Here is a 22,366-nt window from a genome sequence, read left to right on the forward strand (position 1 = left end):
GCGAACCGGTGGTCAGGCGTCGAGGTGCGCGAACACCCGCCCGAGCAGCGCGGCCAGCTGCTCCCGTTCGTCGGTCCCCAGCGGCGCCAGGATCTCGTCCTGGACCGCCTCCGCCTCCGCGTTGAGCTCGGCGAGCGCGGCGCGGCCAGCCTCCGTCATGGCGACGGTGACCCGCCGCCGGTCGGCCGGGTCGCGTGTCCGCGCGACCTGGCCGAGTGCGCCCAACTCCTCGACCAGCTTGGTGACGTCGCTTCGGTCGAGGGAGAGCCGCAGCGCGAGGTCGCGCTGGGCGTGCGGCCCGAAGTCGGCGAGCGCGGCGAGGACGGCCATGTGCCACAGCCGCACGTCCCGCGCGGCCAGCCGTTCGGCGAGACGCTGCCGGGCGACCTTGCCGGTGCGGGAGAGCAGGTAGGTCGTCAGTGCGGTCAGGGTCGGCGGGTGCGTGGTGGGCGCGTCCATGGTAGGACTATAGGCGCCGACCAATCATAGGTGAAAACCCATCAATTGGAGTGCCTCCCATGGACGCTCTGCACCCTCGCCTGCTGGTGGACCGCTTCGCCGACAGCTTCGGGTTCTACGACGCCGTGCTCCCGAAACTGTTCGGCGCCCGGCTGATGAAGGGCACGGCGGCCGGCCCCTACGCCAACTGGGACGTCGACGACCAGGCGATCCTCGTCCTCTTCGACCGCGCCGCGCTGGCCGCGACGATCGGCACCGCCGAGCTGCCGACCGCAGCCCCGGCCGCGCAGGACCGCGCCATGTTCGTCTGCCGCGTCGACGACGTCGACGCGGCCCTGGCCCTGTGCCTGCGCCACGGCGGCACCCTCGTCACCGAGGCCACGGACCGCCCCGCCTGGGGCCCCGGCCTCCGCACCGCGCACCTGCGCGACCCCGAGGGGCACCTCGTCGAGCTCCAGTCGTACGAGGCCGGGCCCGGCGAACCGTCGCCGAGTGCCTCCCTCGGTACCGGAACGGCGTGACGATGGATTGCCCTGCCCGAGCGGCTGTCCGATGGAAGGCGGCTGCTTCTTCCACTGGCTGAGGTCGCAGGACCAGGAACGGGCGTCCGTCCTCCACGGTCGACGCCCCCTGGGATCTCCGCCTGCACCGGTAGTGGGCCGACCGAGCGTCAGCCCAGCTCGGTGAAGAGCGTCAGTTGCAGCGCGCCCGGGGCCTCCAGGCGGGAGTTGAGGGAGTTCCACGGGGTGGGGGTCGGTTCGGCCAGGACCTCCGCGCCCGCCGCGGCGAGGCGGGCGGTCATGGCGGGGGAGTCGTCCACCTGGAAGGCGACCCGGATCTGCCCGGCCACCCGGCGGCCGACCTCGACCTCGTCGATGAAGGCCGCGTGGCCGGGGTCGGCGATCTCCAGCGTGGCGCGGCCCGCCTCCAGGATGGTCACCCGACCGTCCGGGGAGGCGAACGCCGCGCGCTCGGGCAGGCCGAGGACGTCGCGGTAGAAGCGCAGCGCCTCCTCGTAGTCGGCGGCGGTGACCACGAGCCTCAGCTCACGGACGGTGGTGGCCTGTTCGTCGGACATGCGTCCCCCTCGCCTGCGGTGCGGATGCGTTCAGCTTGTCATCCTGCCTGCCCGGCGGCGGAAGTGAGGATCACCAGTCGCTGTGTCGCGCGTGTCATCGCGACGTAGCGGTCCACCGCCCCCTCGATCCCCTCGCCGAAGGACTCCGGGTCCACCAGCACGACCAGGTCGAACTCCAGGCCCTTCGTCAGCTCCGGCGTCAGCGAGCGGACCCGGGCCGTGCTCTCGAAGCCCGGCGCCCCGACGACGCAGGCGATGCCCTCGTCGTGCTCGGCCAGCCAGGTGTCGAGGATCGCCGTCAGCTCGGCGACCGGGCCGTGGGTGACCGGGACGCCGCTGCTGCGGATCGAGGTCGGCACGTTGGCGTCCGGCAGGACGGCGCGGATCACCGGTGCGGCCTGCGCCATGACCTCCTCCGGCGTGCGGTAGTTGACGCTGAGGGAGGCGAGCTCCACCTGGTCCAGCCCGACCCGCTCCAGCCGCTCGCGCCAGGACTCGGTGAAGCCGTGCCGCGCCTGGGCGCGGTCACCGACGATCGTGAAGCTGCGCGAGGGGCAGCGCTGGAGCAGCATCTGCCACTCCGCGTCGGTCAGTTCCTGCGCCTCGTCCACGACGATGTGGGCGAACGGACCGGCCGGCAGGTCGGGCTCGGCGGTCGCGAGGGCGCTCTCGTCGACCAGGTGTTCGCGCAGGTCCGCGTGGCGCAGCATCGTCACCGCGCCCTCGCCGTCGTCGTCGGCGTGCAGCATGTCGTCGATGACGCTCGCCATCCGCTCCCGCTGCGCGGCCAGTGCGGCGTCGTGACGGAGCTTGCGCCGGGCCGACTCCGGGTCGCCGAGGCGGCGGCGGCCCGCGTCCAGCAGCGGCAGGTCGGCGACGGTCCAGGCGTGCGCGTCCTCCCGCTGGAGCGCGCGGACCTCGTCGCGGCCGAGCCAGGGCGCGCACAGGCGCAGGTACGCGGGCACCGACCACAGGTCGCCGACCAGGTCGGTGGCCTCCAGCAGCGGCCAGGCCCGGTTCAGGGTGGTGACCAGCTCCTCGTCGCGCCGCAGCGAGCGGAGGAACGACTCGGGGGAGACGCCGCCGTCCTCCAGGTCGAGCCGGTCCATCAGGATCGCCGCCAGCTCCTCCCAGATCTGCTCGCGCGCCTCGTTGTGAGGGGTGCCCGGATCAGGGGCGGCGAAGGCGTCAGCCCAGTCGTCGGCGGTCAGGTGGATGTCCGCCCAGTCGGTGGTGACCACCAGGCTCTCGGTGGGCGGCTCCTCGTAGATCGACACGGCCTGCTCGATCGCCTTGACCATGTCCGCCGTGGCCTTGAGGCGCGCCACCTCCGGGTCCCGCTCCTCCGACGCCGCAGCGCCCTCGGCGACCAGGTCGCGCACCGTGCACGTGCGCACGCCCTCCTCGCCCAGGCTCGGCAGGACGTCGGCGACGTAGGCGAGGTAGGGCTGGTGGGGGCCCACGAACAGGACGCCGCCGCGTCGGTGGCCGAGGCGCGGGTCGGAGTAGAGCAGGTACGCGGAGCGGTGCAGCGCGACGACGGTCTTGCCCGTGCCGGGGCCGCCGTCCACGACGAGCGCACCGCGCGAGCCGGCGCGGATGATCGTGTCCTGGTCGGCCTGGATGGTGGCCAGCACGTCCCGCATCCGCTCGGAGCGGTTGCCGCCCAGACTCGCGATGAAGGCCGACTGGTCGTCCAGCGCGGCCCGGCCCTCCAGGCCGTCGGCGGTGAACACCTCGTCCCAGTAGTCGCTGATCCGCCCGCGGGTCCACCGGTAGCGGCGGCGGCTGGCCAGGCCCATCGGGTGGCCGTGGGTGGCGGCGAAGAAGGGTTCGGCGGCGGGCGAGCGCCAGTCGACGAGCAGCCGGCTGCCGTCCGCGTCGGTGAGGCCCAGGCGCCCGATGTAGACGGGTTCGGCGTCCCCCGCGGCGACGACGTGCCCGAGGCACAGGTCCAGCCCGAACCGGCGCAGCGCCCGCAGCCGGCCGCTGATCCGGTGCACCTCGGCGTCCCGGTCCATGGCGGCCCGCCCCACCCCGCCCGGTGCCTTCCGCGCCTCGTCCAACTGCGCGTCCAGCTCCGCGATCGCCTCCGCGAGGCGCCGTGCGACGGCGGCGAAGTGGCGCTCGTCGCGCCCGATCAGGGCCGGATCGGCCTTGGCCGCGAGCCGGTCGGACAGATCGAACGCACTGGTGGCAAGAGGGTTCATAGCTCCTGTTTCGGCAGGTATACGACCTAGGCCGACGATTGTGCGCCCCGAAGGGGGCCTTGCCGCAAGGCCCCCCATGCGCTATAGGTTGTAAGTGGCGGGGAGTGTCTTCTCCTCCCGACCGAGCAAGCCCACCCCGTGAATCCACCGGGTGTGGGACTCCACCTGTTCACGCTCCACTGCCGGCCTGTGCCGCCGGGGGTTGGTCCTGCGTTCATCCGGGCGTTGCTTGCGAAGGGCGAGGCCCGCGGGCCAAAGTTGGCTATACAACTTTGGCCGACCCGAAACGAGGGCCCATGCTGCCTGCCGACGTCCCCGCCATCTGGCTGCGGGACAACTGCTCCTGCCCCGACTGCCGTGATCCGCTGACGGACCAGAAGCTCTTCCAGATCACCGACCTCCCCGACGACCTCGGCGTCGCGAACGTGCGTCCGGTCGACGGCGACGAGGAGGGCTGGGAGGTCGTCTGGGCGAACGACGGCCACGTCTCCCGCTACACGGCCGAGTGGCTCCAGCGCGCGGCGGAGCCGGACCCGCGAACCGAGGACGGCAAGGAGCTGTGGGGGACCGCGGCCCGGTTCGCGGACGGCCTGCCCGAGACGACTTGGGCCGCCTACCTCGACGACGACGCCGAGCGGCTGCGCATGCTCCAGGCCGTCGCCCGCCTCGGCTTCTGCCTGCTGCGCGACGTCCCGCTCCGGGACGGCCAGGCGCAGCAGGTCGCGCTCAGTTTCGGCTACGTCCGCGAGACCAACTACGGCCCGCAGTTCGAGGTCCGCGTCGAGGAGCGGCCCAACAACCTCGCCTTCACCAACGTCGCGATCACCCCGCACACCGACAACCCCTACCGGGACCCGGTGCCGACCCTGCAGCTCCTGCACTGCCTCGTCAACGAGGCGGAGGGCGGCGATTCGGGCCTCGTCGACGGCTTCGCCGCGGCGGCCGCGTTGCGCGCGCAGGAGCCCGCGGCGTTCGCGGCCCTGACCGGTACGTCCGTGCCGTTCGCCTTCCGCGACGACACCACCGAGCTCAGCGCCCACCGCCCGCTCATCGCCGCCGACCCGGCGGGCCGCGTCCGCGAGGTGCGGTTCAACAACCGCTCGCTCGGTACCCTGCGCCTGCCCGCCGAGAAGACCGAGGCGTTCTACGCCGCCTACCGGGCCTTCGCCCGGCTGCTGCTGGCGCCGGAGCGCCAACTGGACTTCCGGCTCGGCCCCGGCGACTGCCTGGTCTTCGACAACACCCGCCTGCTCCACGCCCGCACCGCGTTCGCCCGCGGCGGCGCCCGTCACCTCCAGGGCTGCTACGCGGACCTGGACCACCTGTTCGGCACCATCGACGTGCTGAAGCGCAAGGAGGCACAGCCGTGCTGACGCCGCAACAGATCGTGGACGCCATCGCCGACCTCTTCGCGGGGGAGGGGGCCGACGACTACCTCGGCGAGGACGTCACCCAGGCCCAGCACATGCTCCAGGCCGCGGCCCTCGCGCAGGCCGACGGGGCGCCGCCCGCGCTGGTCGCCGCCGCGCTCCTGCACGACGTCGGCCACTTCCGCGGCGCCGTCCACGGCCGCGAGCTGATGGCGGGCGAGCGCGACAACCGGCACAGCCACCAGGGCGCCGACTGGCTCGCGCCCTGGTTCGGCCCCGCCGTCACCGAGCCAGTCCGGCTCCACGTCGCGGCCAAGCGCTACCTGTGCGCAACCGAGCCCGCGTACTTCGCCCGCCTGTCCCCGGCCTCGGTCCACACGCTCTCCCTCCAGGGCGGCCCGATGACCCCGGCCGAGGCGGACCGCTTCGCCGCCGAGCCGTACGGGGCCGACGCGGTCCGGCTGCGCCGCTGGGACGACGACGCGAAGGACACGACCGTCGCCGTGCCGGACTTCGGCCACTACCGGCCGATGCTCGCGGAGCTGGCGGGAACGCCTTAGCGTGGAGGTGTGACGGTCGACCTGTTCGCGGGCGTGTACGTCGGCGACCTCGCCGCGGCGACGGCCTGGTACACGGCGGTGCTGGGCGACGGGCCGGCGTTCCGGCCGAACGAGGTCGAGGCGGTCTGGGAGCTGGCCGCGCACCGCTACCTGTACGTGCGGCGGAACCCCGCGCACGCGGGCCACGCCGTCCAGACGGTCCTCGTCGGCGATCTGGACGCGCGTGTCGCCGCGATCGCGGAGCGCGGCGTGGAGCCGGCGCTCCGCGAGGACTACCCGAACGGTGCGCGGAAGGTCGTCTACCGCGACCCGGACGGCAACGAGCTCGGCTTCGGTGCGGTGCCCGCGGCTCAGCGGACGGTCGGCTGAGTCGACTGGTCCTGGGGCGGCTGGCCGGTACCGGGCCGCCAGCCGAGGCCGAACGCCCAGCGGCCGGTGGTGTGGCTGACGACCTGCGCCCGGACGTCGGTGCGCGGGTCCGAGGAGGCGAAGTCGACGTTGTCCCCGGCGGGGTCGCCACAGCGGACGTCGAAACTGACCACGCCGGAGACCACCACGGAGATGGTGCCGGTCCCGGAGCAGCGCGCGGACACGCCCACCGTGCCCGGGGCGACGCGGGGGATCTCCGCGAACTGCTCCGAGCCCGACTGGTCGCCGACCCGCTCGTAGGTGGTCGTGTAGTCGTCCAGCAGCTGCAGGTCCGCCGAGGAGACGGACAGAGCCCCCGACGCGGACGGTGTCGGCGCGACGGCCGGCCCGCTGTGCCCTGCCGCCACCGTCCCGCTGGGCCGCGCCGTGGGCGCCTGTGTTCCGGTGCAGCCGGCCGTCAGCGCCAGCAGCAGCCCGGCGGCCGCAGCGGCCGCTACTCGTTCCTTCGTGTTCAATCCGCACCCCCCGTGCATCCGCGCATCTCGCGGGCCCCGGAGCCTACCGGACCCGCGCCCGGACCCGGCCCATCGGGGCCGGATCCGCCCACGCTGCCGGGGACTGGCGCTCTGCGCCGGGCTCCGCTCGGGCGTGGCCGGTCGCGTGCTCTGCGCGGCGCCTCGCCCCGCTTCGTGCTCTGCCCCGCTGCCGCCCGTCCCGCGGATTACGCGTCGCCTCGGGTGCGGGCCAGGGCCGTGGTGGCGAGGGAGTTGTGGACGGTGAAGGCCACCGTGCCCGCGCGGTAGCGGTCCTCGGACCACTCCACCGGGAGGCCCGTCGGGTCGCTGGTGCGGCGGCGTTCGCGGAGCAGGGGGGCAGCCAGGGGGCAGTCCAGGAGGCGGGCGTCCTCGGCGTCGGCCAGGGTGAGGTCGAGGGTGTGGTCGGCGTCCGCCAGGACGACGCCGTGGGCCTCCAGGCCCTCCGTCACCGAGACCGCGTCGGGCGGCAGCGACGCCACCAGCTCGCCGACCGGCTCCGGGTACACCGTCCGTTCCACCATCACCGGCTCACCGCCCAGCGTGCGCAGCCGCAGCACCCACAGCACCCGCGCCCCCGCGGCGAGCCGCAGGCGCTCCGCCTCGACCGCGTCCGCAGCCCGCCACTGCGAGGCGACCACGGCGCCGCCGGGCTCCTCCCCGAGCGAGCGCGCCCAGCGCGTGAAGCTCGACAGCGCCGCGAAGCTCTGCACGCGCGGCTGCTCCAGCACCACCCGCCGGGTGCCGCGCCGGGAGGTGACGACGCCCTCGGCGCGCAGCAGCGCCAGCGCCTGCCGCACCGTGCCGCGCGAGACGTCGTGCGCGACGGCCAGCGCCTCCTCGCTGGGCAGCCGGCCACCCTCGCTGTAGACGCCGCTGCGCACCTCGGCGCGTAGTGCGGCCGCAAGCTCCCGGTACCGCGCTGTTCTCTGCGAGTTCGCCACGGCCCGATCCTCCCACGCCCCACCGCCATCGTGCCGATCTCACGTCCCGGGACGGACGTTGACAACGGAGCGTGTGGGAAGTTTGACTGCGCGTGTCGTCGCCACACCAGGAGCACGAGGCTCCATCGGGACTCGCGACGTGAAGGACACTCCCTCTCTTGCAGATGCAGATGCAGATCTTGCACGCAGCGACCGAGACCTTATTCCAAGTCAGGCCTTTCACGGCCCATTGCGCCCTGATCCAGGCGGAGGGCGACCACGCGGTCATCGGGGTCTCGCCCGGCAACAGCTACTTCTCCCAGGCGCGCCTGTTCGACCTGGCCCGTTGGGGCTTGCAGAACTTCCGCCAGGTCGACCTCGTCCACACCGACCTGTTCGTCGCCGAGATGTACGAGGCCCTCGGCTACAGCGAGGACGACGCCCGCCGCAAGGCGATCAAGAACCTTCGCGGGGTGCGCGCCAAGGTGCGCACCGCCGTCGAGGAGACCGACGACGGCACCGGCCGGATCAGGTCCCACGCCATGTCGGAGTTCCAGGAGAACCCGGCCTACCGGCTGCTGCACGACGAACTCTGGCAACGGCTGGACACCGACGCCGAGTTCCGCGCCGTCATCGACCAGCTCGTCGGCGCCTACCTGGACGACAAGGTGCTGGGGGAGGGGCGCACCGCGACCGCCCGGCAGCGGGAGGTGTGCCTGCGCTACATCTGCGCCGAGGCGCCGCTCTTCCTGGACAGCCCGGCCATCCTCGGGGTCCCGTCCTCGCTCAACTGCTACCACCAGCTGCTGCCGCTGGCGGAGCTGCTCTACTCGCGCGGCTCCGGCCTGCGCGCCTCACGCAACCAGGGCCACGCGATCGTCACGCCGGCCGCCGAAGGGGGTCACCGCAATGCCGCTTGACACGATGCCGAGCGAGACGTCGCCGATCGAGGTGGGCGAGCTGCCCGCTTTCCCGTTCTCCTGGCGCGGTGACCGACTCCCCGACGAGATCGAGGAGTTGCGCGCCGAGCCGGTCAAGCGGGTGCGCACCATCGCCGGCGACCCGGCCTGGCTGGTCTCCTCCCACGCGCTGTGCAAGCAGGTGCTGGAGGACCGGCGCTTCAGCCTCAAGGACACCTCCGCGCCGGGCGTGCCGCGCCAGTACGCGCTGACGATCCCGCCCGAGGTCGTCAACAACATGGGCAACATCACCGGCGCGGGACTGCGCAAGGCGGTGCTGAAGGCGATCAACCCCAAGGCGCCGGGCCTGGACGCGTGGATGCGCGAGCAGGCGGCGGCCTTCGTCGACGGCCTGGTGGCCGCCGGTGCGCCCGCGGACCTGCGGCACGGTCTCGCCAACCCGTACTCGGAGGCGCTGCACTGCCGCATCCTCGGCATCCCGTTCGAGGACGCGCCGAGGCTCGCGGCCAGCCTGGACATCGCGTTCATGAACTCCGCCTGCCCGATCTCCGGTGCCAAGCTCAACTGGGACCGCGACATCTCCTATATGACGGAGCGTCTGGACGACCCGGTCACCACCGGGTTGATGGCGGAGCTGGCCGCGCTGCGGTCGGACCCGGACTACGCGCACCTCACGGACGAGATGCTGGCGACCGTCGGCGTCACCTTCTTCGGCGCGGGCGTCGTCTCCACGGCCGGGTTCCTCACCATGGCCTTCGTGACGCTGCTGCAGCACCCGGAGCTGCGGGCGCGGCTGCGGGCGGAGCCGGAGCTGGCCCCGGCCGCGGTCGAGGAGCTGCTGCGCGTCAACCTCTCCATCGGCGACGGCCTGCCCCGACTCGCCCTGGAGGACGTTCAGTTGGGCGACGTGCTGGTGAAGGCCGGCGAGCTGGTGCTGGTCCTGGTCGAGGGCGCCAACAGCGACCCGGAGGTCTTCCCGAACCCGGACGTGATCGACCTGGCCCGGTCCAACAGCGCCGCGCACCTCTCCTTCGGCGGCGGGCAGCACTACTGCCCGGCGACGGCACTGGGGCGCCGGCACGCCGAGATCGCCATCACCACGCTGCTGGAGCGGATGCCGGAGCTGGAGCTGGCCGTGCCGATCGAGCAACTGGTCTGGCGCACGGGCTACATGAAGCGTCTGCCGGAGCGCCTGCCGGTGCTGTGGTAGCCACCTGCGGCCGGTGGCCGTAGCTGAACCCCGCACCACCTGAACCCCGCACCACCTGAACCCCGCACCACCTGAACCCCGCACCACCTGAACCCCGCACCACCTGAACCCCGCACCACCTGAACCGCGCCCGCAGCATCCGGAGCTGCGGGCGCGGTCTCACTCGAGGCCCAGCTCCTTGCGCGCCCTCTCGGCCTGCCGGGTGACGCCGTGGGCGGCGCCGTCCGCTGCCAGGTCCGTCGCCTCCCGGAGCAGCCCGGCAGCGTCGTCGAGCCGGTCCTGCTGGGCGGCGAGGTAGGCGAGCCCGACGAGGTTGGCGGCGACACCCGCCCCGAAGCCCGCCTCCCTGCGCAGTCGGGTCGACTCCTCCAGGAGCTGCCGAGCCTCGTCCAGCCGCCCGGCCATGTGGGCGGCGAAGCCGAGGTGGCGCAGGACGTAGGAGACGGTCACGCGGTCGTCGGCCCGGGTGGCGAGCCGCAGCGCGGCCTCGTAGTGCGGCCGCGCCGCCTCGGCGTCGCCGCGGACGATGTGGTGGACCGTGCCGACCCAGAACAGTGCCTCGCCCTCGCCGCGCACGTCGCCCAGCTCCCGGTACAGCTCCGCCGCCCGCTCGAACAGCGGCAGCTCCCGGGTGTCCTCGACGCGCTCCTCGACGAAGCGGGCATGGACCAGTCGGCCCCGGGCCAGCGCCAGGTCGGCCTCCACCGCGTCGAGGCCCCGCTCGGCGCCCGCCAGGCCGCCGGGGTCACCACCGAAGACCGCCCGCTCGTAGTCGTGTTCGGCCTGGTCGAGCCGGGTGTCGAAGGTCATGCGGCGAGCGTATCGAGCCGGGCGGGGCAACGGGGCCGGAACGGCCGCGACCGGTTCCCAGTGGGGCCAGTTATTGAATCCGACGTCAAGTTCGACTAGCTTCGTCGTCATGGCCACCGACAGCAGCGCCCTCGCCGCGTGGGAGAAGCTCGTCCCGCGCCAGGTCGCCACCAACGGCATCGAGCTCCGCGTCCACGAGGCGGGCGAGGCGGAGGGGACGCCAATCGTCCTCTGCCACGGGTTTCCCGAGCTGGCGTTCTCCTGGCGCCACCAGGTCGCCGCCCTCGCCGACGCCGGTCACCGCGTGATCGTCCCCGATCTGCGCGGCTACGGCGGCAGCTCGCGCCCCGAGGATCCCGCCGCCTACGACGTCGCCACTCTCTGCGCCGACCTGGTCGGGCTGCTCGGCGCGCTCGGCCTCGACGACGCCGTCTTCGTCGGCCACGACTGGGGCGCCGCCCTGGTCTGGCACCTGGCGCTGCTCCACCCGCAGCGGGTGCGCGCCGTCGCCGGGCTGAGCGTGCCGCCCGCGCCGCGTTCGCCCGTCGCCCCGGTGTCGATCCTGCGCAGGCGCCTTGGCGAGGACTTCTACATCTGCTGGTTCCAGCACCCCGCTCAGCCCGACGCGGCGCTCCGCGCCGACCTGCGCCGCACCCTGCTCGCCCGCGAGGCGCCCGGCCCCGCCTGGGCGGCCCGCGACGAACCGGCCGCGCCCCGCCCGGGCTGGCTGGCCGAGGGCGAACTCTCCGTCTACCTCCGCGCCTTCGACGAGACCGGCTTCACCGGGGGCCTGAACTACTACCGCAACATCGACCGCAACTGGGAGCTGATGGAGCCCCTGGACGGCGGCACCGTCGACCAGCCCTCCTTCTTCGCCATCGGCTCGCGCGACCCGGTGGGCATGTTCAGCCCGACCGACGGGCTGCGGCGCGTCCTCACCGACCTGCGCGGGCAGCTGGTGCTCGACGGCGCCGGGCACTGGATCCAGCAGGAGCGGCCCGCCGAGGTCAACGCCGCGCTGCTCGACTTCCTGGGGTCCCTGTGAGCGCCCCCGACTCCGCCGCAGGCGCGCCTCGCAGCGCCCGCGGTGAGCGGACCCGCGCCGCTCTCGTCGCCGGGGCCCGCGAGGTCTTCGAGCGCGACGGCTATCTGGACGCGCGGATCGTCGACATCTCCAAGGCCGCCGGGGTGGCCTCCGGCTCCTTCTACACCTACTTCGAGGGCAAGGAGGAGATCTTCGCCGCCGTCGCCGCCCAGGTGCGGGAGGAGATGCTCCACCCTCACCTGCGCGAGCGCACCGGGATCACCGACACCCGCGCGATGATCGACGCCTCCAACCGCGAGTACCTGCGCGCCTACCGCGAGAACGCCCGCCTGATGGGCCTGTTCGAGCAGGTGGCGCAGGTCGACCCGGCCTTCCGCGCGGTGCGCCTGGACCGGGGCAACGCGTTCGCCCAGCGCAACGCCGGGCTGATCCGGCAGCTCCAGGAGCGCGGCGAGGCCGACCCCTCGCTCGACCCGCTGGTCACCGCGCTCGCACTGTCCAACATGGTCAGCCGCATGGCCTACGTGGTCTACGTGCTGGAGCAGCGCATCCCCTTCGAGCGGTTGGTGACGACCCTCAACCAGATCTGGGCCAACGGCCTGCAACTGCGTGAACCGGGCGGCCACACGCCGCCGTCGAGCTGAAGGAGCATCCTGTGTCCCTGTTCGAGACGTCCGAGCGCGCCCAGAAGTACCAGGCCGAACTGCTGGACTTCATGGACACCCACGTCTACCCCGCCGAGGCCGTCTACGAGGAGCAGATGCGTGCCTCGGGCGACCCCAACTTCCAGCCGCCGGTGATGGAGGAGCTCAAGGCCGAGGCCCGCCGCCGCGGCCTGTGGAACCTCTTCCACCCGGACCCGGCCTGGGGCGCGGGCCTGACCAACCTCGAGTACGCGCCGCTCGCCGAGATCATGGGCCGCAGCCCCCACCTCGCCCCCGAGGCCTGCAACTGCGCCGCGCCCGACACCGGCAACATGGAGGTGTTCACCCTCTTCGGCACGCCGGAGCACCACGAGAAGTACCTGCGGCCGCTGCTCGACGGCACCATCCGCTCCGCCTTCGCGATGACCGAGCCCGCCGTCGCCAGCTCGGACGCCACCAACATCGAGATGCGGATGGAGCGGGACGGCGACCACTACGTCCTCAACGGCCGCAAGTGGTTCGCTTCCAACGCGCTGCACCGCAACTGCACCGTCATGATCGTCATGGGTAAGACCGACCCGACCGCGGAGCGCCACCGCCAGCAGTCGATGATGGTCGTCCCGATCGACGCACCCGGCGTCACCGTCGTGCGCGGCCTGCCCGTCTTCGGCTACATGGACCGCGAGGGGCACGCGGAGATCACCTTCGAGGACGTCCGGGTCCCCGTCGCCGACGTGCTCAAGGGCGAGGGGGAGGGCTTCGCCATCAGCCAGGCGCGCCTCGGCCCAGGCCGGATCCACCACTGCATGCGTGCCATCGGCCTGGCCGAGCGCGCGCTGGAGCTGATGTGCCGCCGTGCCCTGTCGCGTACCACCTTCGGGCAGCCGATCGCGGCCCGCGGCAACATCCAGGACTGGATCGCCGAGGCCCGGATCGACATCGAGCAGATCCGGCTGCTGACCCTCAAGGCGGCGTGGATGATGGACACGGTCGGCAACAAGGCCGCGCGCACCGAGATCGCCGCGATCAAGGTGGCCGCGCCCAACGTCGCCCTGAAGATCGTCGACCGGGCGATCCAGGTCTTCGGTGCGGCTGGCGTCACCGACGACTTCCCGCTCGCCAGCATGTACGCCCACCTGCGCACGCTGCGGCTGGCCGACGGCCCCGACGAGGTCCACAAGGCGGCCATCGCCAAGCAGGAGCTCGCCAAGTACCGTTCCGCCACCCACTCGTGACCGCGCAGTCCACCGAGGTCCCGCCGAAGGCCGTGCTCACGGACTTCGGCGGGGTGCTCACCACCGACATCTTCGCCTCCTTCCGGGCCTTCTCCGAGCGGGTGACGGGCGACCGCCTCGCCGTGGAGCGGCTGCTGCGGGAGGACGAGACGGTCTCCCGGGCCCTGGTCGCCCACGAGCGCGGCGCCCTGCCGCAGGCCGGCTTCGAGTCCGCCCTCGCGGACGCGCTGCGCTCGTGCGGCGCGGACGTCCCGGCGGAGGGCCTGCTGGCGGGGCTCAGTGCGGGCATCCGTCCCGACGCGGCGATGGTCGCGGCGGTGGGTCGCCTGCACGCGGCGGGCGTGCCGGTGGCGCTGGTCTCCAACGCGCTGGGCGACGACCTCTACCGCGACGTGGACCTGCCGTCGCTCTGCGACGTCGCGGTGATCTCCAGCGAGGTCGGTGAGCGCAAACCCGGACGCCGGATCTACGCGATCGCGTGCGAACGGCTCGGTGTCGCGCCGGAGGACTGCCTCATGATCGACGACCTGGAGCAGAACCTCAACGGGGCGGCCCGGCTGGGCATCCGGGGCCTGCACCACGTCGAGAGCGCGTCCACCATCCATAGCCTGGAGCTGCTGTTTCCGCAGGCTTTTGGTTGAACCTCTAGCGTTGCGGACGTGGACCCGACAAGATCCCTACTGGCGAGTTGCCATGGCGGGTCGGGTCACACGGACGGGCAGGGATGAGTACCGAAACAGAGCAGCCCACAGGTGTCTCGCGGCGCCGCTTCCTCGGTTATGTGCTCGCGGCGTCCACTCTCACCGTGGCGGCGCAGCTGGGTGAGGGCGCGGCGCCCGCCGTGGCCGCCGTGCCGGGGGTGCCGGAGCCCGCGGACCTGTACGACCTGAACGACATGCTCACCGACGCCGCCCTCGCCACGTCGAGCCTGATCACCATCACCGTCAACCCCGACGGCACCGCGACCTTCGCGCTCCCGCGCGCGGAGGTCGGCCAGGGCATCACCACCAGCACCGCGATGATCATCGCGGAGGAGCTGGACCTTCCGCTGTCCAAGGTGCAGGTCTCCCTCGCCGACGCGCGACCGGAGTTGCTCTTCAACCAGCTGACCGGCGGCTCCAACACCACCATCTCCACCTACACCCCCGTCCGCGTCGCCGCGGCCACCGCGAAGCAGCGGCTGCTGGAGGCCGCCGCGGACGAGCTCGGGGTGGCGCTGTCCGCGCTCTCCGCCCTTCAGGGCGTGATCACCGCGCCGGACGGGCGCTCCCTCGCCTACGCCGACCTGGCCGTCAAGGCGGCGAGCCTGACCAACCTCCAGATCTCCGTCACGCTCAAGGCCGCCTCGGCCTTCACCGTCATCGGCACGCCGCAGAACCGGATCGACGCGCTGGACGCCGTGACCGGCCGCAAGCAGTTCGCGATGGACGTGCAGGTGGCGGGCGCCATGCCGGCGATGATCTGCCGGCCGCCGACGATCAACGGCACCGTCGTCTCCGTGCAGAACCAGGCCGCCGTGCAGGCCATGCCGGGGATCACCGACGTCGCGGTCGTCTCCACCGGCGTGGCCGTGCGCGGCCGCACTTTCGGGCAGTGCATCGACGCGGTCCGCGCGTTGCAGGTCACCTGGGGGCCGGGCAGCGAGGACGCGGCGACCGACGCGAGCGTGCTCGCCGAACTGCGGGCCGCCGAGAACCCGTTGGTCACCCCGCCGCTGCCACTGCTGACCTCGGCCGTCGACGCGCGCTTCACCTTCCACTTCGCCAGCAACAGCGCGCTGGAGACCAACTGCGCGGTCGCGGACGTGCAGCCGGGCAGTGCGACGATCTGGGCCTCCGTCAAGGCGCCGATCACCGCACAGGAGGAGATCGCCGCCAAGCTCGGCCTGCCGGTGAGCGCGGTGACCGTCCACGTCACCCAGGGTGGCGGCTCGTTCGGCCGCAAGCTGTTCCAGGACGCCGCGCTGGAGGCGGCGGAGGTCTCGCAGGTGATGGGCAAGCCGGTGCGGCTGATGTGGCACCGCACCGACGACTTCCGGCACGGCCGGGCCCACCCCATGTCCATCTCCCGGGTGCGGGCCACCTACACGCTCGGCCAGGTGCTCACCCTGGACCAGCGGCACACCTCGGTGGCCACCGAGTTCGGTCACGGCCTCGGCGAGATCATCACGTCCTCGGTCGCGAAGCTGCCCGTCGGCGGCCTGACCTTCTCCGAGACGATCTTCTCGCTGACCCAGCAGACCCCCTACAACTTCGGCGTCACCACCCAGTTGCTGACCGAGGTCGACAACGGCTTCCACACCGGCAGCATGCGCAACATCTACTCGCCCAACGTCCGCTGCGCGCAGGAGCTGATCGTCGACCGGCTGGCCGCCGCGATGAGCCAGGACCCGTACCACTTCCGGCGCCAGTTCCTGAAGGACCCGCGGGCCGTGGCCGTCCTCGACCAGGTGGCCCAGGCGGGGAACTGGGGGCGGACGATGGCGCCCGGGACCGCGCAGGGCATCGCGATCCACCCCGAGTACCACGGCTTCGTCGCGGTGCTCGCCGAGATCGACTGCACGCCCGCCACCGTCAACCGGCAGATCCCGGACGCGGTGACGGGCCCCCGGGTCACCAAGGTCGTCTGTGCGGTCGACGTGGGCCTGGCCGTCAACCCCAAGGGCCTTCAGGCCCAGATGATGGGCGGGATCATGGACGGCATCGCCCTCACGCTGACCTCCAGCCTGCATCTGGCCGGCGGCCACTTCCAGGAGGGCAGCTGGGACAACTACTTCTACACCCGCCAGTGGAACACCCCGCCCGAGCTCGACATCCACGTGATGCCGCCGACCACCGGAACCCCCGGCGGCGCGGGGGAGCTGGCGGTGGCCGGGGCGATGGCGGCGGTCGCCTGCGCCTACGGGCGCGCCACCGGCACCATGCCGACGACGTTCCCGATCAACCACGACCAGCCGCTCGCGTTCACGCCGCTGCCGACCGTCCCGCCGATCCCGCAGTCGCCCACCGACGGCCTCAGCCGCACCTTCTAGGAGCCGACGTCTTGCCTCAGCACACCTTTGTCCTCAACGGGCAGCAGGTCACCGTCGACGTCGAGGACGACGTGCGACTGCTCTGGGTCCTGCGGGACATCCTGGGCGTGACCGGCCCCAAGTACGGCTGCGGGCTCGGTGTCTGCCAGGCCTGCACCAGCCACCTCAACGGCAAGGCCTTCAACCCGTGCTGCACGCCGGTCGGTGACGTCCAGGCCACGGACCAGGTGACCACCATCGAGGGCCTGCCCGCGACGGTCGGCAAGGACCTGCACCCGATGCAGCAGGCCTGGCTGGACATGGACGTGCCGCAGTGCGGCTACTGCCAGCCGGGCCAGATCATGGCCGCCGTGGCCAAGGTCCTCCAGGCCCGCGCCGCCGGGCAACAGCTCGGCGACGCGGACTTCGACCAGATCCGCAACATCTGCCGCTGCGGCACCTACCACCGGATCAGGGAGGCGATCCTCTCGGCCCAGAACCAGTTCTGAGCGGGCCTCACGGCAGCACGGCCAGCAGGAACTTGTCCGGGCTGCCCCAGGCGTCCTTGGTGACGGTGCTGCCCGTGCCGGTTCCGCCGACCGCCTGACCGGAGAGCAGGGCGGGCGGCAGGCCGTGCGCGACGGCGATCGGGATGTCCACGCGGTCCGCGTGGCCGGGCCGCAGTCCGGCCGGGAAGTGGCAGAAGGCCGTGTGCCCGAACGGCAGGGGAGTGCACTCGGCCGGGAGGTTCGTCACGAACACCCCCGGCGGCAGGTGCACACCCAGCAGCACCGGGGCGCTCTCCGGCGCCTTGCCGAGGTTCCACAGCTCCTCGTGCACCACCGAGCGGCCTCCGGTGCGCACCGCCACCAGCGGCGAGGCCGCCAGCACCAGCTTCGGCTTCGGCGCGGCGGAGGCCGCCGTCGCCGGGACGAGCGCACCGCCCACACCGAGCGCCACGGCGAGTACCGCCCGCCATCCACGTCCGCCCATCACCCTCATACCGCCACCTCCGTGCTCTCCCGGCCGTGGGACCGGCCGTCTCCCCACCAGGGTGGGCCCGCACCCGCCCGCACTTGGCGCGGACACGTCGTCACTGCTCCGAACGAGCGACGTGATGGCGGAGCTCAGCGCACGCACTGCCCGAACTGTCCGCCGACGGAGGCGAGATCGCCGACGCGGCAGGGCACCTCGGCGCTGAGCGTCAGGTCGTGGTCCTGCTGGAGCTGCGCCGCGATGGCGTTCTCGCGCTCGAAGCGGGTGCTCATCATGCTGGTGGTGACGGCGCTCGCGGCGTCGTCCGGGCGGTCGCACTGCAGGAAGATCCCGGGCGTGCGGTCCAGCGGCTCCCAGAACGCGGCCTGGCCCCGCTCGCACGACAGCGTCTGCCAGTGCCCCGCGTCGGCGTCCGGGCCGGCTGCGGCGGCGGCCTGCGGGGCGACCCCGACGGCCACGGCCAGTGCCGCGCCGGTCAGCAGCACGGTGCGGGCGGGAAAGAGTCGCTTCATCGGAAGATCCTCCAAGATGCTCGGGAGCGGGCTGTGCGGCCGAGTCTCGGCCGCACAGCCCCGCCCTCCCGACTGCGACGCGCGGCGGCCGGGCAGCTCGACCCGATCGGCGGAGCCCACCTGCGGCAGCCTGCCGGACCCGCCTGCCGACCCGCCCGTTGGGCGCTGCCGTGTCAGCGTCGGGGGGCGAGTGAGCCCAGCCCGTGCTCCAGCAGGGCGAAGCCCTGCTCGGCGTCGGCCACCGCGCCCGGGTGGCGGGCGTCCGCGCTCTCGCCGCCCGCGAGGCGGGCCGCGTTCTCCCGCGAGAGCGTCCACTGGACCGAGACGATCTGGACGGCGGCGAGCCGGGCGGTGAGCTCGGGCAGGTCGGCGGTCTCGCGCAGGGCGTCGGCGAGGGCCCGTTCGGCGCCGGCCTTGAAGCGGTCCATCCGGGCCAGCAACGTGGGGGCGTCGTCGATCATCCGGGTGAGCCGCAGCACCATCGGGTGGTCGTTGAGTCCCGTGATCGGGTCGCGTTCCTGCAGTCCGGCGAGAAAGTGACCGCGCAGCGCGGACAGGGGTGACGTGCCGGGCGGGCGGGTGCGCACGACGCGGGCCGACTCGGCCTCGTGGTCGGCCAGCCGGTGCACCACGAGCTCTTCCTTGGTGGGGAAGTAGGCGAAGAGCGTGCGCTTGGAGACCTCGGCCGCCTCGGCCACCTGGGCCACCGAGACCTGGTTGAAGCCGTGTTCGAGGAAGAGCGCGATCGCCGCGTCGGAGATGGCCGCGCGGGTCCGCAGCTTCTTGCGCTCCCGCAGCCCCGGCTTGTCGTCCATGCGGGAAACGGTAGCAGCGGACGTGCCTCGGGATAATTCTGCACTTGGTGTAGATTTATACCGAGGCGAGTCAATCGAAGGAGCTGCCGTGGAGACCGAGGTCGTCGTCGTGGGTGCCGGGCCGACCGGCTTGATGCTGGCCTACGAACTGGCCCTGGCCGGTGTCCAGGTCGTCGTGCTGGAGCGGCTGGCGCACCGGGTCGAGCAGGTCAAGGGCGGCGGAATCCAGCCCCGCAGCGCCGAGCTGCTGGAAGCCCGCGGACTGCTGGAGCCGATGCTCCGCAGGGCCACTCCACGCGAGCCCGTCGGCGGGCATTTCGGGGGCCTGCCGGTGCCTTTGGACTGCACCCCCTGGAACACCCGGCACCCGTTCCCGCTGGCGGTCGCCCAGTTCGAGATCGAGGAGGTGCTGGAGGAGCGCGCCGTCGCGCTCGGCGCCCGGGTGCTCCGCGGCGCCTGCGTCACGGCGGTCGCGCCGGACGAGGCCGGGGTGACGGTGACGGTGACAGCACAGGACGGGCCGCCCGTCCGGGCCCGCTACCTGGTGGCGTGCGACGGCGGGCACAGCACGGTGCGCCAGCTTCTCGGGCTGCCGTTCCCCGGCCGGGACGGAACCCACGACGCGGTCCTCGCCGACGTCCGCCTCTCCGCCGCCTCGGAGCTGGTGCCCCGGCAGCTCGGCCACATGAGCACGCTGCTGCGACAGGGCGGCGGCTACTGGGCCATGCTCGCGCCGCTCGGCGACGACCGGTACCGGTTCACCTTCGGGCACGCCGCGCGGTCCGACGAATCCCGGTCCGACGAATCCCGGTCCGACGAATCCGGGCGCGAGCGGGACACCCCGGTCACCGAGGAGGAGATCAGCGCCGGGCTCCAGGCCGTCTACGGCCCGGGGACGACCCTCGGTGCCGTCCTGAACGCCTCCCGGTTCACGGACGCCACCCGCCAGCTGGAGCAGTACCGCGCCGGCCGGGTGCTCCTCGCGGGTGACGCCGCGCACATCCACCCGCCGCTCGGCGGCCAGGGCCTCAACCTCGGCCTCCAGGACGCGGTCAACCTTGGCTGGAAACTCGCCGCCACCGTCCAGGGCCGGGCCCCGCACGGGCTGCTGGACAGCTACCACGCCGAGCGGCACCCCGTCGCCGCGCAGGTCCTGCACCACACCTCGGCACAGCGGCTGCTCGCGGACCCGCAGCCGGGCGAGGACCTGATGGCGCTCCGCGACATCGTCACCGACCTGCTGCGCCTGCCCGACGCCAACCGCCACCTCGCCGGTCTGCTGTCCGGACTGTCGCTGCGCTACCCGGTGCCGGGCGACCACCCACTGCTCGGGCAGCGCGTGCCGGACGCCGGCCTGCGCACCGACGCGGGAGGGACCAGCGTCGCGGCGCTGCTCACGCGCGGGCACGCCGTCCTGCTGGACCTGGCCGCCGCCGTCCCGGACGGCCTCCGTCTCCCGGAGCGCGTCGACCTGGTCCGCGCGACCGCCCGCCCCGGTGAACTCGGCGCGACGGCCCTGCTCGTCCGCCCGGACGGTTACGTCTGCTGGGCGACCGACGTGACGGACGTCGGCGCCGTGGACGGCGAGGAACTGCTCGCCGCCGTGGCGGCCCACCTCGCCGTCCCGGTCTGAGCGGTCCGGCTCACTCCGTCGCGTGCGGCAGCTTGGCGGCGATCAGCTCCATCACCGAGGCGTCCGTCAGCGTCGTGGTGTCGCCGAGTGCCCGGTCCTCGGCCACGTCGCGCAGCAGGCGGCGCATGATCTTGCCCGAGCGCGTCTTCGGGAGCTCCGGCACCACCTGGATCTGACGCGGCTTCGCGATCGGGCCGATCTCCTTGGCGACGTGCGCCTTGAGCGTCTCGCCGAGGTCCGCGTCCTCCACGTTGCCGCCGCGCAGGATGACGAAGGCCACGATCCGCTGACCCGTCGTCGGATCGGCCGCGCCCACCACGGCCGCCTCGGCGACCGCCGGGTGGGAGACCAGCGCGGACTCCACCTCGGTGGTCGAGATGTTGTGCCCGGAGACGAGCATGATGTCGTCCACCCGGCCCAGCAGCCAGATGTCACCGTCCTCGTCCTTCTTCGCGCCGTCGCCCGCGAAGTAGTAACCCTGGTCGGCGAAGCGCGCCCAGTAGGTCTGCCGGTAGCGCTCCTCGTCGCCCCAGACGCCGCGCAGCATCGAGGGCCACGGCTGGTCCAGCACCAGCAGCCCGCCCGCGCCGTTCGGGACGGGGCGGCCGTCCGCGTCGACCACCTCGGCCGAGATGCCGGGCAGCGGCGTCATGGCCGAGCCGGGCTTGGTCGAGGTGACGCCCGGCAGCGGGCTGATCATCATGGCGCCGGTCTCGGTCTGCCACCAGGTGTCCACGATCGGGCACCGGTCACGGCCGATGTTCTCCCGGTACCAGATCCACGCCTCGGGGTTGATCGGCTCGCCGACGCTGCCCAGCAGCCGTAGCGAGGACAGGTCGTAGCGGGCGGGGATCTCGGTGCCCCACTTCATGAAGGTCCGGATCGCCGTCGGCGCGGTGTAGAGGAGGCTGACGCCGTAGCGGTCCACGTTGGCCCAGAAGCGGCCCTGGTCCGGGGTGTCCGGGGTGCCCTCGTAGAGCACCTCGGTGGCCCGGTTGGCCAGCGGACCGTAGACGATGTAGGAGTGGCCGGTCACCCAGCCGACGTCGGCCGTGCACCAGAACACGTCCGTGTCGGGCTTGAGGTCGAACACGGCCCGGTGGGTGTAGCTGACCTGCGTCAGGTAGCCGCCGGTGGTGTGCAGGATGCCCTTGGGCCTCCCCGTCGTGCCGGAGGTGTAGAGGATGAACAGCGGGTGCTCGGAGTCGAAGGACTCGGCCCGGTGGGTGTCCGGCTGGCGCTGCGTCAGCTCGTGCCACCACACGTCCCGGCCCTCGGTCCAGGGCACCTCCTGCCCGCTGCGGCGCACCACGAGCACGTGTTCGATGCTCTGCGCCCCGCCGTCGGCCGCTACGGCCTCGTCGGCGTTCGGCTTCAGCGACACGATCGTGCCGCGACGGTGGTAGCCGTCCGCGGTGATCAGCACCTTGGCCCGGGCGTCGTCGATGCGCGAGCGCAGCGCGCCGGGGGAGAAGGCGGCGAAGACCACCGAGTGCGGCGCGCCGATCCGCGCGCACGCCAGCATCGCGACGACCGCCTCCGGGATCATCGGCAGGTAGATCGCGACCCGGTCCCCGGCCACCACGCCCAGCTCGGTGAGCGCGTTCGCCGCGCGGCACACCTCACGTTGCAGCTCGGCGTAGGTGACCGCGCGCCGGTCACCCGGCTCACCCTCGAAGTACAGGGCGACCTGGTCGCCGTGGCCCGCCTCGACGTGCCGGTCCACGCAGTTGTAGGCGACGTTGAGCCGCCCGCCGGTGAACCAGCGGGCGAACGGCGCGCCGCTCCAGTCCAGCACCTCGTCCCACTCCCGGTCCCAGTGCAGGTGCCGGGCCTGCTCCGCCCAGAAGCCGAGCCGGTCCGCGCGGGCCGCCGCATAGGCGTCCGCGCGGAGGTTGGCGTGCTCGGCGAGTGCGGCGGGCGGGGCGAAGCGACGTCCTTCGTGCAGCAGGTTGGAGAGCGTCTCCTGGGCGCCGGTCCGTTTCGGGTCCGGTGCTCCCGCTTCCGCAGTCATGGTCCGGTTGCTCCCTCCTG

At 72.8% G+C, this 22,366-nt stretch carries 23 protein-coding genes; 13 read left to right on the top strand and 10 right to left on the bottom strand.

Annotated elements, in window-relative coordinates:
• Positions 1-12: 12 nt before the first annotated feature.
• Complete coding sequence (locus ABH931_RS04850; RefSeq protein WP_370110213.1) at positions 13-459, bottom strand: MarR family winged helix-turn-helix transcriptional regulator; 447 nt, start codon at positions 457-459, stop codon at positions 13-15.
• 59 nt (positions 460-518) lie between these two features.
• Between ABH931_RS04850 and ABH931_RS04855 the strand changes: the two genes are divergently transcribed.
• Complete coding sequence (locus tag ABH931_RS04855) at positions 519-980, top strand: VOC family protein (RefSeq protein ID WP_370110215.1); 462 nt, start codon at positions 519-521, stop codon at positions 978-980.
• Between the two features lie 149 nt (positions 981-1,129).
• On the opposite strand, the gene ABH931_RS04860 is transcribed toward ABH931_RS04855, so the two are convergent.
• Together ABH931_RS04860 and helR are read right to left on the bottom strand one after the other, a co-directional pair.
• Entirely contained in the window at positions 1,130-1,537 is a 408-nt protein-coding gene (locus ABH931_RS04860; RefSeq protein WP_370110216.1) for a VOC family protein, read from the bottom strand.
• Positions 1,538-1,575: 38 nt separating this feature from the next.
• On the bottom strand, positions 1,576-3,747 hold the full coding sequence (gene helR / locus ABH931_RS04865) for an RNA polymerase recycling motor ATPase HelR (protein ID WP_370110218.1): 2,172 nt from the start codon (positions 3,745-3,747) through the stop codon (positions 1,576-1,578).
• A gap of 296 nt (positions 3,748-4,043) precedes the next feature.
• Between helR and ABH931_RS04870 the strand changes: the two genes are divergently transcribed.
• The 3 genes from ABH931_RS04870 to ABH931_RS04880 are packed head-to-tail and all read left to right on the top strand — an operon-like array spanning position 4,044 to position 6,046.
• Positions 4,044-5,120, top strand: coding sequence for a TauD/TfdA family dioxygenase (locus tag ABH931_RS04870; protein WP_370110220.1), 1,077 nt, complete (start codon positions 4,044-4,046; stop codon positions 5,118-5,120).
• Positions 5,114-5,677 carry a phosphonate degradation HD-domain oxygenase gene (locus tag ABH931_RS04875; RefSeq protein ID WP_370110222.1) on the top strand — a complete coding sequence of 188 codons (564 nt, stop codon included), beginning with the start codon at positions 5,114-5,116 and terminating at the stop codon, positions 5,675-5,677. The genes ABH931_RS04870 and ABH931_RS04875 overlap by 7 nt, the downstream gene beginning before the upstream one ends.
• Positions 5,678-5,686: 9 nt before the next feature.
• A complete protein-coding gene (locus ABH931_RS04880; protein WP_370110224.1) occupies positions 5,687-6,046 on the top strand; it encodes a VOC family protein in 360 nt (119 codons plus the stop codon).
• On the opposite strand, the gene ABH931_RS04885 is transcribed toward ABH931_RS04880, so the two are convergent.
• Together ABH931_RS04885 and ABH931_RS04890 are read right to left on the bottom strand one after the other, a co-directional pair.
• Entirely contained in the window at positions 6,028-6,561 is a 534-nt protein-coding gene (locus ABH931_RS04885; RefSeq protein ID WP_370110227.1) for a hypothetical protein, read from the bottom strand. The two genes, ABH931_RS04880 and ABH931_RS04885, sit on opposite strands and share 19 nt — an antisense overlap.
• 206 nt (positions 6,562-6,767) lie before the next feature.
• On the bottom strand, positions 6,768-7,523 hold the full coding sequence (locus ABH931_RS04890) for a GntR family transcriptional regulator (protein ID WP_370110228.1): 756 nt from the start codon (positions 7,521-7,523) through the stop codon (positions 6,768-6,770).
• Between the two features lie 164 nt (positions 7,524-7,687).
• Between ABH931_RS04890 and ABH931_RS04895 the strand changes: the two genes are divergently transcribed.
• Positions 7,688-8,422, top strand: a complete 735-nt coding sequence (locus ABH931_RS04895) for a tRNA-dependent cyclodipeptide synthase (protein WP_370110230.1) — start codon at positions 7,688-7,690, stop codon at positions 8,420-8,422.
• Positions 8,412-9,632, top strand: a complete 1,221-nt coding sequence (locus ABH931_RS04900; protein ID WP_370110232.1) for a cytochrome P450 — start codon at positions 8,412-8,414, stop codon at positions 9,630-9,632. Before ABH931_RS04895 ends, ABH931_RS04900 begins: the two co-directional genes overlap by 11 nt.
• Before the next feature lie 159 nt (positions 9,633-9,791).
• On the opposite strand, the gene ABH931_RS04905 is transcribed toward ABH931_RS04900, so the two are convergent.
• The gene (locus tag ABH931_RS04905) at positions 9,792-10,442 is read right to left on the bottom strand and encodes a tetratricopeptide repeat protein (protein WP_370110234.1); all 651 of its coding nucleotides are present in this window, start codon (positions 10,440-10,442) and stop codon (positions 9,792-9,794) included.
• Between the two features lie 109 nt (positions 10,443-10,551).
• Between ABH931_RS04905 and ABH931_RS04910 the strand changes: the two genes are divergently transcribed.
• The 6 genes from ABH931_RS04910 to ABH931_RS04935 all read left to right on the top strand — a co-directional run bounded on the left by ABH931_RS04910 (position 10,552) and on the right by ABH931_RS04935 (position 16,885).
• On the top strand, positions 10,552-11,487 hold the full coding sequence (locus tag ABH931_RS04910; RefSeq protein ID WP_370110236.1) for an alpha/beta fold hydrolase: 936 nt from the start codon (positions 10,552-10,554) through the stop codon (positions 11,485-11,487).
• On the top strand, positions 11,484-12,131 hold the full coding sequence (locus ABH931_RS04915) for a TetR/AcrR family transcriptional regulator (protein WP_370110237.1): 648 nt from the start codon (positions 11,484-11,486) through the stop codon (positions 12,129-12,131). Before ABH931_RS04910 ends, ABH931_RS04915 begins: the two co-directional genes overlap by 4 nt.
• Positions 12,132-12,142: 11 nt before the next feature.
• A complete protein-coding gene (locus ABH931_RS04920; RefSeq protein WP_370110239.1) occupies positions 12,143-13,366 on the top strand; it encodes an acyl-CoA dehydrogenase family protein in 1,224 nt (407 codons plus the stop codon).
• A complete protein-coding gene (locus ABH931_RS04925; RefSeq protein WP_370110240.1) occupies positions 13,363-14,007 on the top strand; it encodes an HAD family hydrolase in 645 nt (214 codons plus the stop codon). Before ABH931_RS04920 ends, ABH931_RS04925 begins: the two co-directional genes overlap by 4 nt.
• A gap of 83 nt (positions 14,008-14,090) precedes the next feature.
• Positions 14,091-16,397 carry a molybdopterin cofactor-binding domain-containing protein gene (locus tag ABH931_RS04930; protein WP_370110242.1) on the top strand — a complete coding sequence of 769 codons (2,307 nt, stop codon included), beginning with the start codon at positions 14,091-14,093 and terminating at the stop codon, positions 16,395-16,397.
• 11 nt (positions 16,398-16,408) lie between these two features.
• Complete coding sequence (locus tag ABH931_RS04935) at positions 16,409-16,885, top strand: (2Fe-2S)-binding protein (RefSeq protein ID WP_370110244.1); 477 nt, start codon at positions 16,409-16,411, stop codon at positions 16,883-16,885.
• Between the two features lie 7 nt (positions 16,886-16,892).
• On the opposite strand, the gene ABH931_RS04940 is transcribed toward ABH931_RS04935, so the two are convergent.
• The 3 genes from ABH931_RS04940 to ABH931_RS04950 all read right to left on the bottom strand — a co-directional run bounded on the left by ABH931_RS04940 (position 16,893) and on the right by ABH931_RS04950 (position 18,699).
• On the bottom strand, positions 16,893-17,369 hold the full coding sequence (locus ABH931_RS04940) for a hypothetical protein (protein ID WP_370110245.1): 477 nt from the start codon (positions 17,367-17,369) through the stop codon (positions 16,893-16,895).
• A 134-nt stretch (positions 17,370-17,503) separates the two neighbouring features.
• Entirely contained in the window at positions 17,504-17,884 is a 381-nt protein-coding gene (locus ABH931_RS04945) for a hypothetical protein (RefSeq protein ID WP_370110247.1), read from the bottom strand.
• A gap of 173 nt (positions 17,885-18,057) precedes the next feature.
• Positions 18,058-18,699: a TetR/AcrR family transcriptional regulator gene (locus tag ABH931_RS04950; RefSeq protein ID WP_370110248.1), complete on the bottom strand. Its 642-nt coding sequence runs from the start codon at positions 18,697-18,699 to the stop codon at positions 18,058-18,060.
• An 88-nt stretch (positions 18,700-18,787) separates the two neighbouring features.
• Here ABH931_RS04950 and ABH931_RS04955 point away from each other — a divergent pair, with 88 nt between their 5' ends.
• Positions 18,788-20,332 (top strand): FAD-dependent monooxygenase, encoded by a 1,545-nt coding sequence (locus tag ABH931_RS04955; RefSeq protein WP_370110249.1) that lies wholly within the window; start codon positions 18,788-18,790, stop codon positions 20,330-20,332.
• A 10-nt stretch (positions 20,333-20,342) separates the two neighbouring features.
• Here the strand turns inward: ABH931_RS04955 and acs are convergent, their stop codons facing one another.
• Positions 20,343-22,346, bottom strand: coding sequence for an acetate--CoA ligase (gene acs, locus ABH931_RS04960; RefSeq protein ID WP_370110250.1), 2,004 nt, complete (start codon positions 22,344-22,346; stop codon positions 20,343-20,345).
• Positions 22,347-22,366: the final 20 nt, after the last annotated feature.

The sequence above is a fragment of the Streptacidiphilus sp. MAP12-33 genome, from assembly GCF_041261265.1.
Lineage (GTDB): Bacteria > Actinomycetota > Actinomycetes > Streptomycetales > Streptomycetaceae > Streptacidiphilus.

What these genes read in the sequence shown, in the direction of transcription:
- ABH931_RS04900 (WP_370110232.1), top strand. Translation starts at nt 8,412, where the DNA reads ATGCCGCTTGACACGATGCCGAGCGAGACGTCGCCGATCGAGGTGGGC.
- ABH931_RS04940 (WP_370110245.1), bottom strand. Translation starts at nt 17,369, where the DNA reads ATGGGCGGACGTGGATGGCGGGCGGTACTCGCCGTGGCGCTCGGTGTG.
- ABH931_RS04855 (WP_370110215.1), top strand. Translation starts at nt 519, where the DNA reads ATGGACGCTCTGCACCCTCGCCTGCTGGTGGACCGCTTCGCCGACAGC.
- ABH931_RS04950 (WP_370110248.1), bottom strand. Translation starts at nt 18,699, where the DNA reads ATGGACGACAAGCCGGGGCTGCGGGAGCGCAAGAAGCTGCGGACCCGC.
- ABH931_RS04895 (WP_370110230.1), top strand. Translation starts at nt 7,688, where the DNA reads ATGCAGATGCAGATCTTGCACGCAGCGACCGAGACCTTATTCCAAGTC.
- ABH931_RS04870 (WP_370110220.1), top strand. Translation starts at nt 4,044, where the DNA reads ATGCTGCCTGCCGACGTCCCCGCCATCTGGCTGCGGGACAACTGCTCC.
- helR (WP_370110218.1), bottom strand. Translation starts at nt 3,747, where the DNA reads ATGAACCCTCTTGCCACCAGTGCGTTCGATCTGTCCGACCGGCTCGCG.
- ABH931_RS04850 (WP_370110213.1), bottom strand. Translation starts at nt 459, where the DNA reads ATGGACGCGCCCACCACGCACCCGCCGACCCTGACCGCACTGACGACC.
- acs (WP_370110250.1), bottom strand. Translation starts at nt 22,346, where the DNA reads ATGACTGCGGAAGCGGGAGCACCGGACCCGAAACGGACCGGCGCCCAG.
- ABH931_RS04905 (WP_370110234.1), bottom strand. Translation starts at nt 10,442, where the DNA reads ATGACCTTCGACACCCGGCTCGACCAGGCCGAACACGACTACGAGCGG.
- ABH931_RS04860 (WP_370110216.1), bottom strand. Translation starts at nt 1,537, where the DNA reads ATGTCCGACGAACAGGCCACCACCGTCCGTGAGCTGAGGCTCGTGGTC.
- ABH931_RS04930 (WP_370110242.1), top strand. Translation starts at nt 14,091, where the DNA reads ATGAGTACCGAAACAGAGCAGCCCACAGGTGTCTCGCGGCGCCGCTTC.
- ABH931_RS04910 (WP_370110236.1), top strand. Translation starts at nt 10,552, where the DNA reads ATGGCCACCGACAGCAGCGCCCTCGCCGCGTGGGAGAAGCTCGTCCCG.
- ABH931_RS04945 (WP_370110247.1), bottom strand. Translation starts at nt 17,884, where the DNA reads ATGAAGCGACTCTTTCCCGCCCGCACCGTGCTGCTGACCGGCGCGGCA.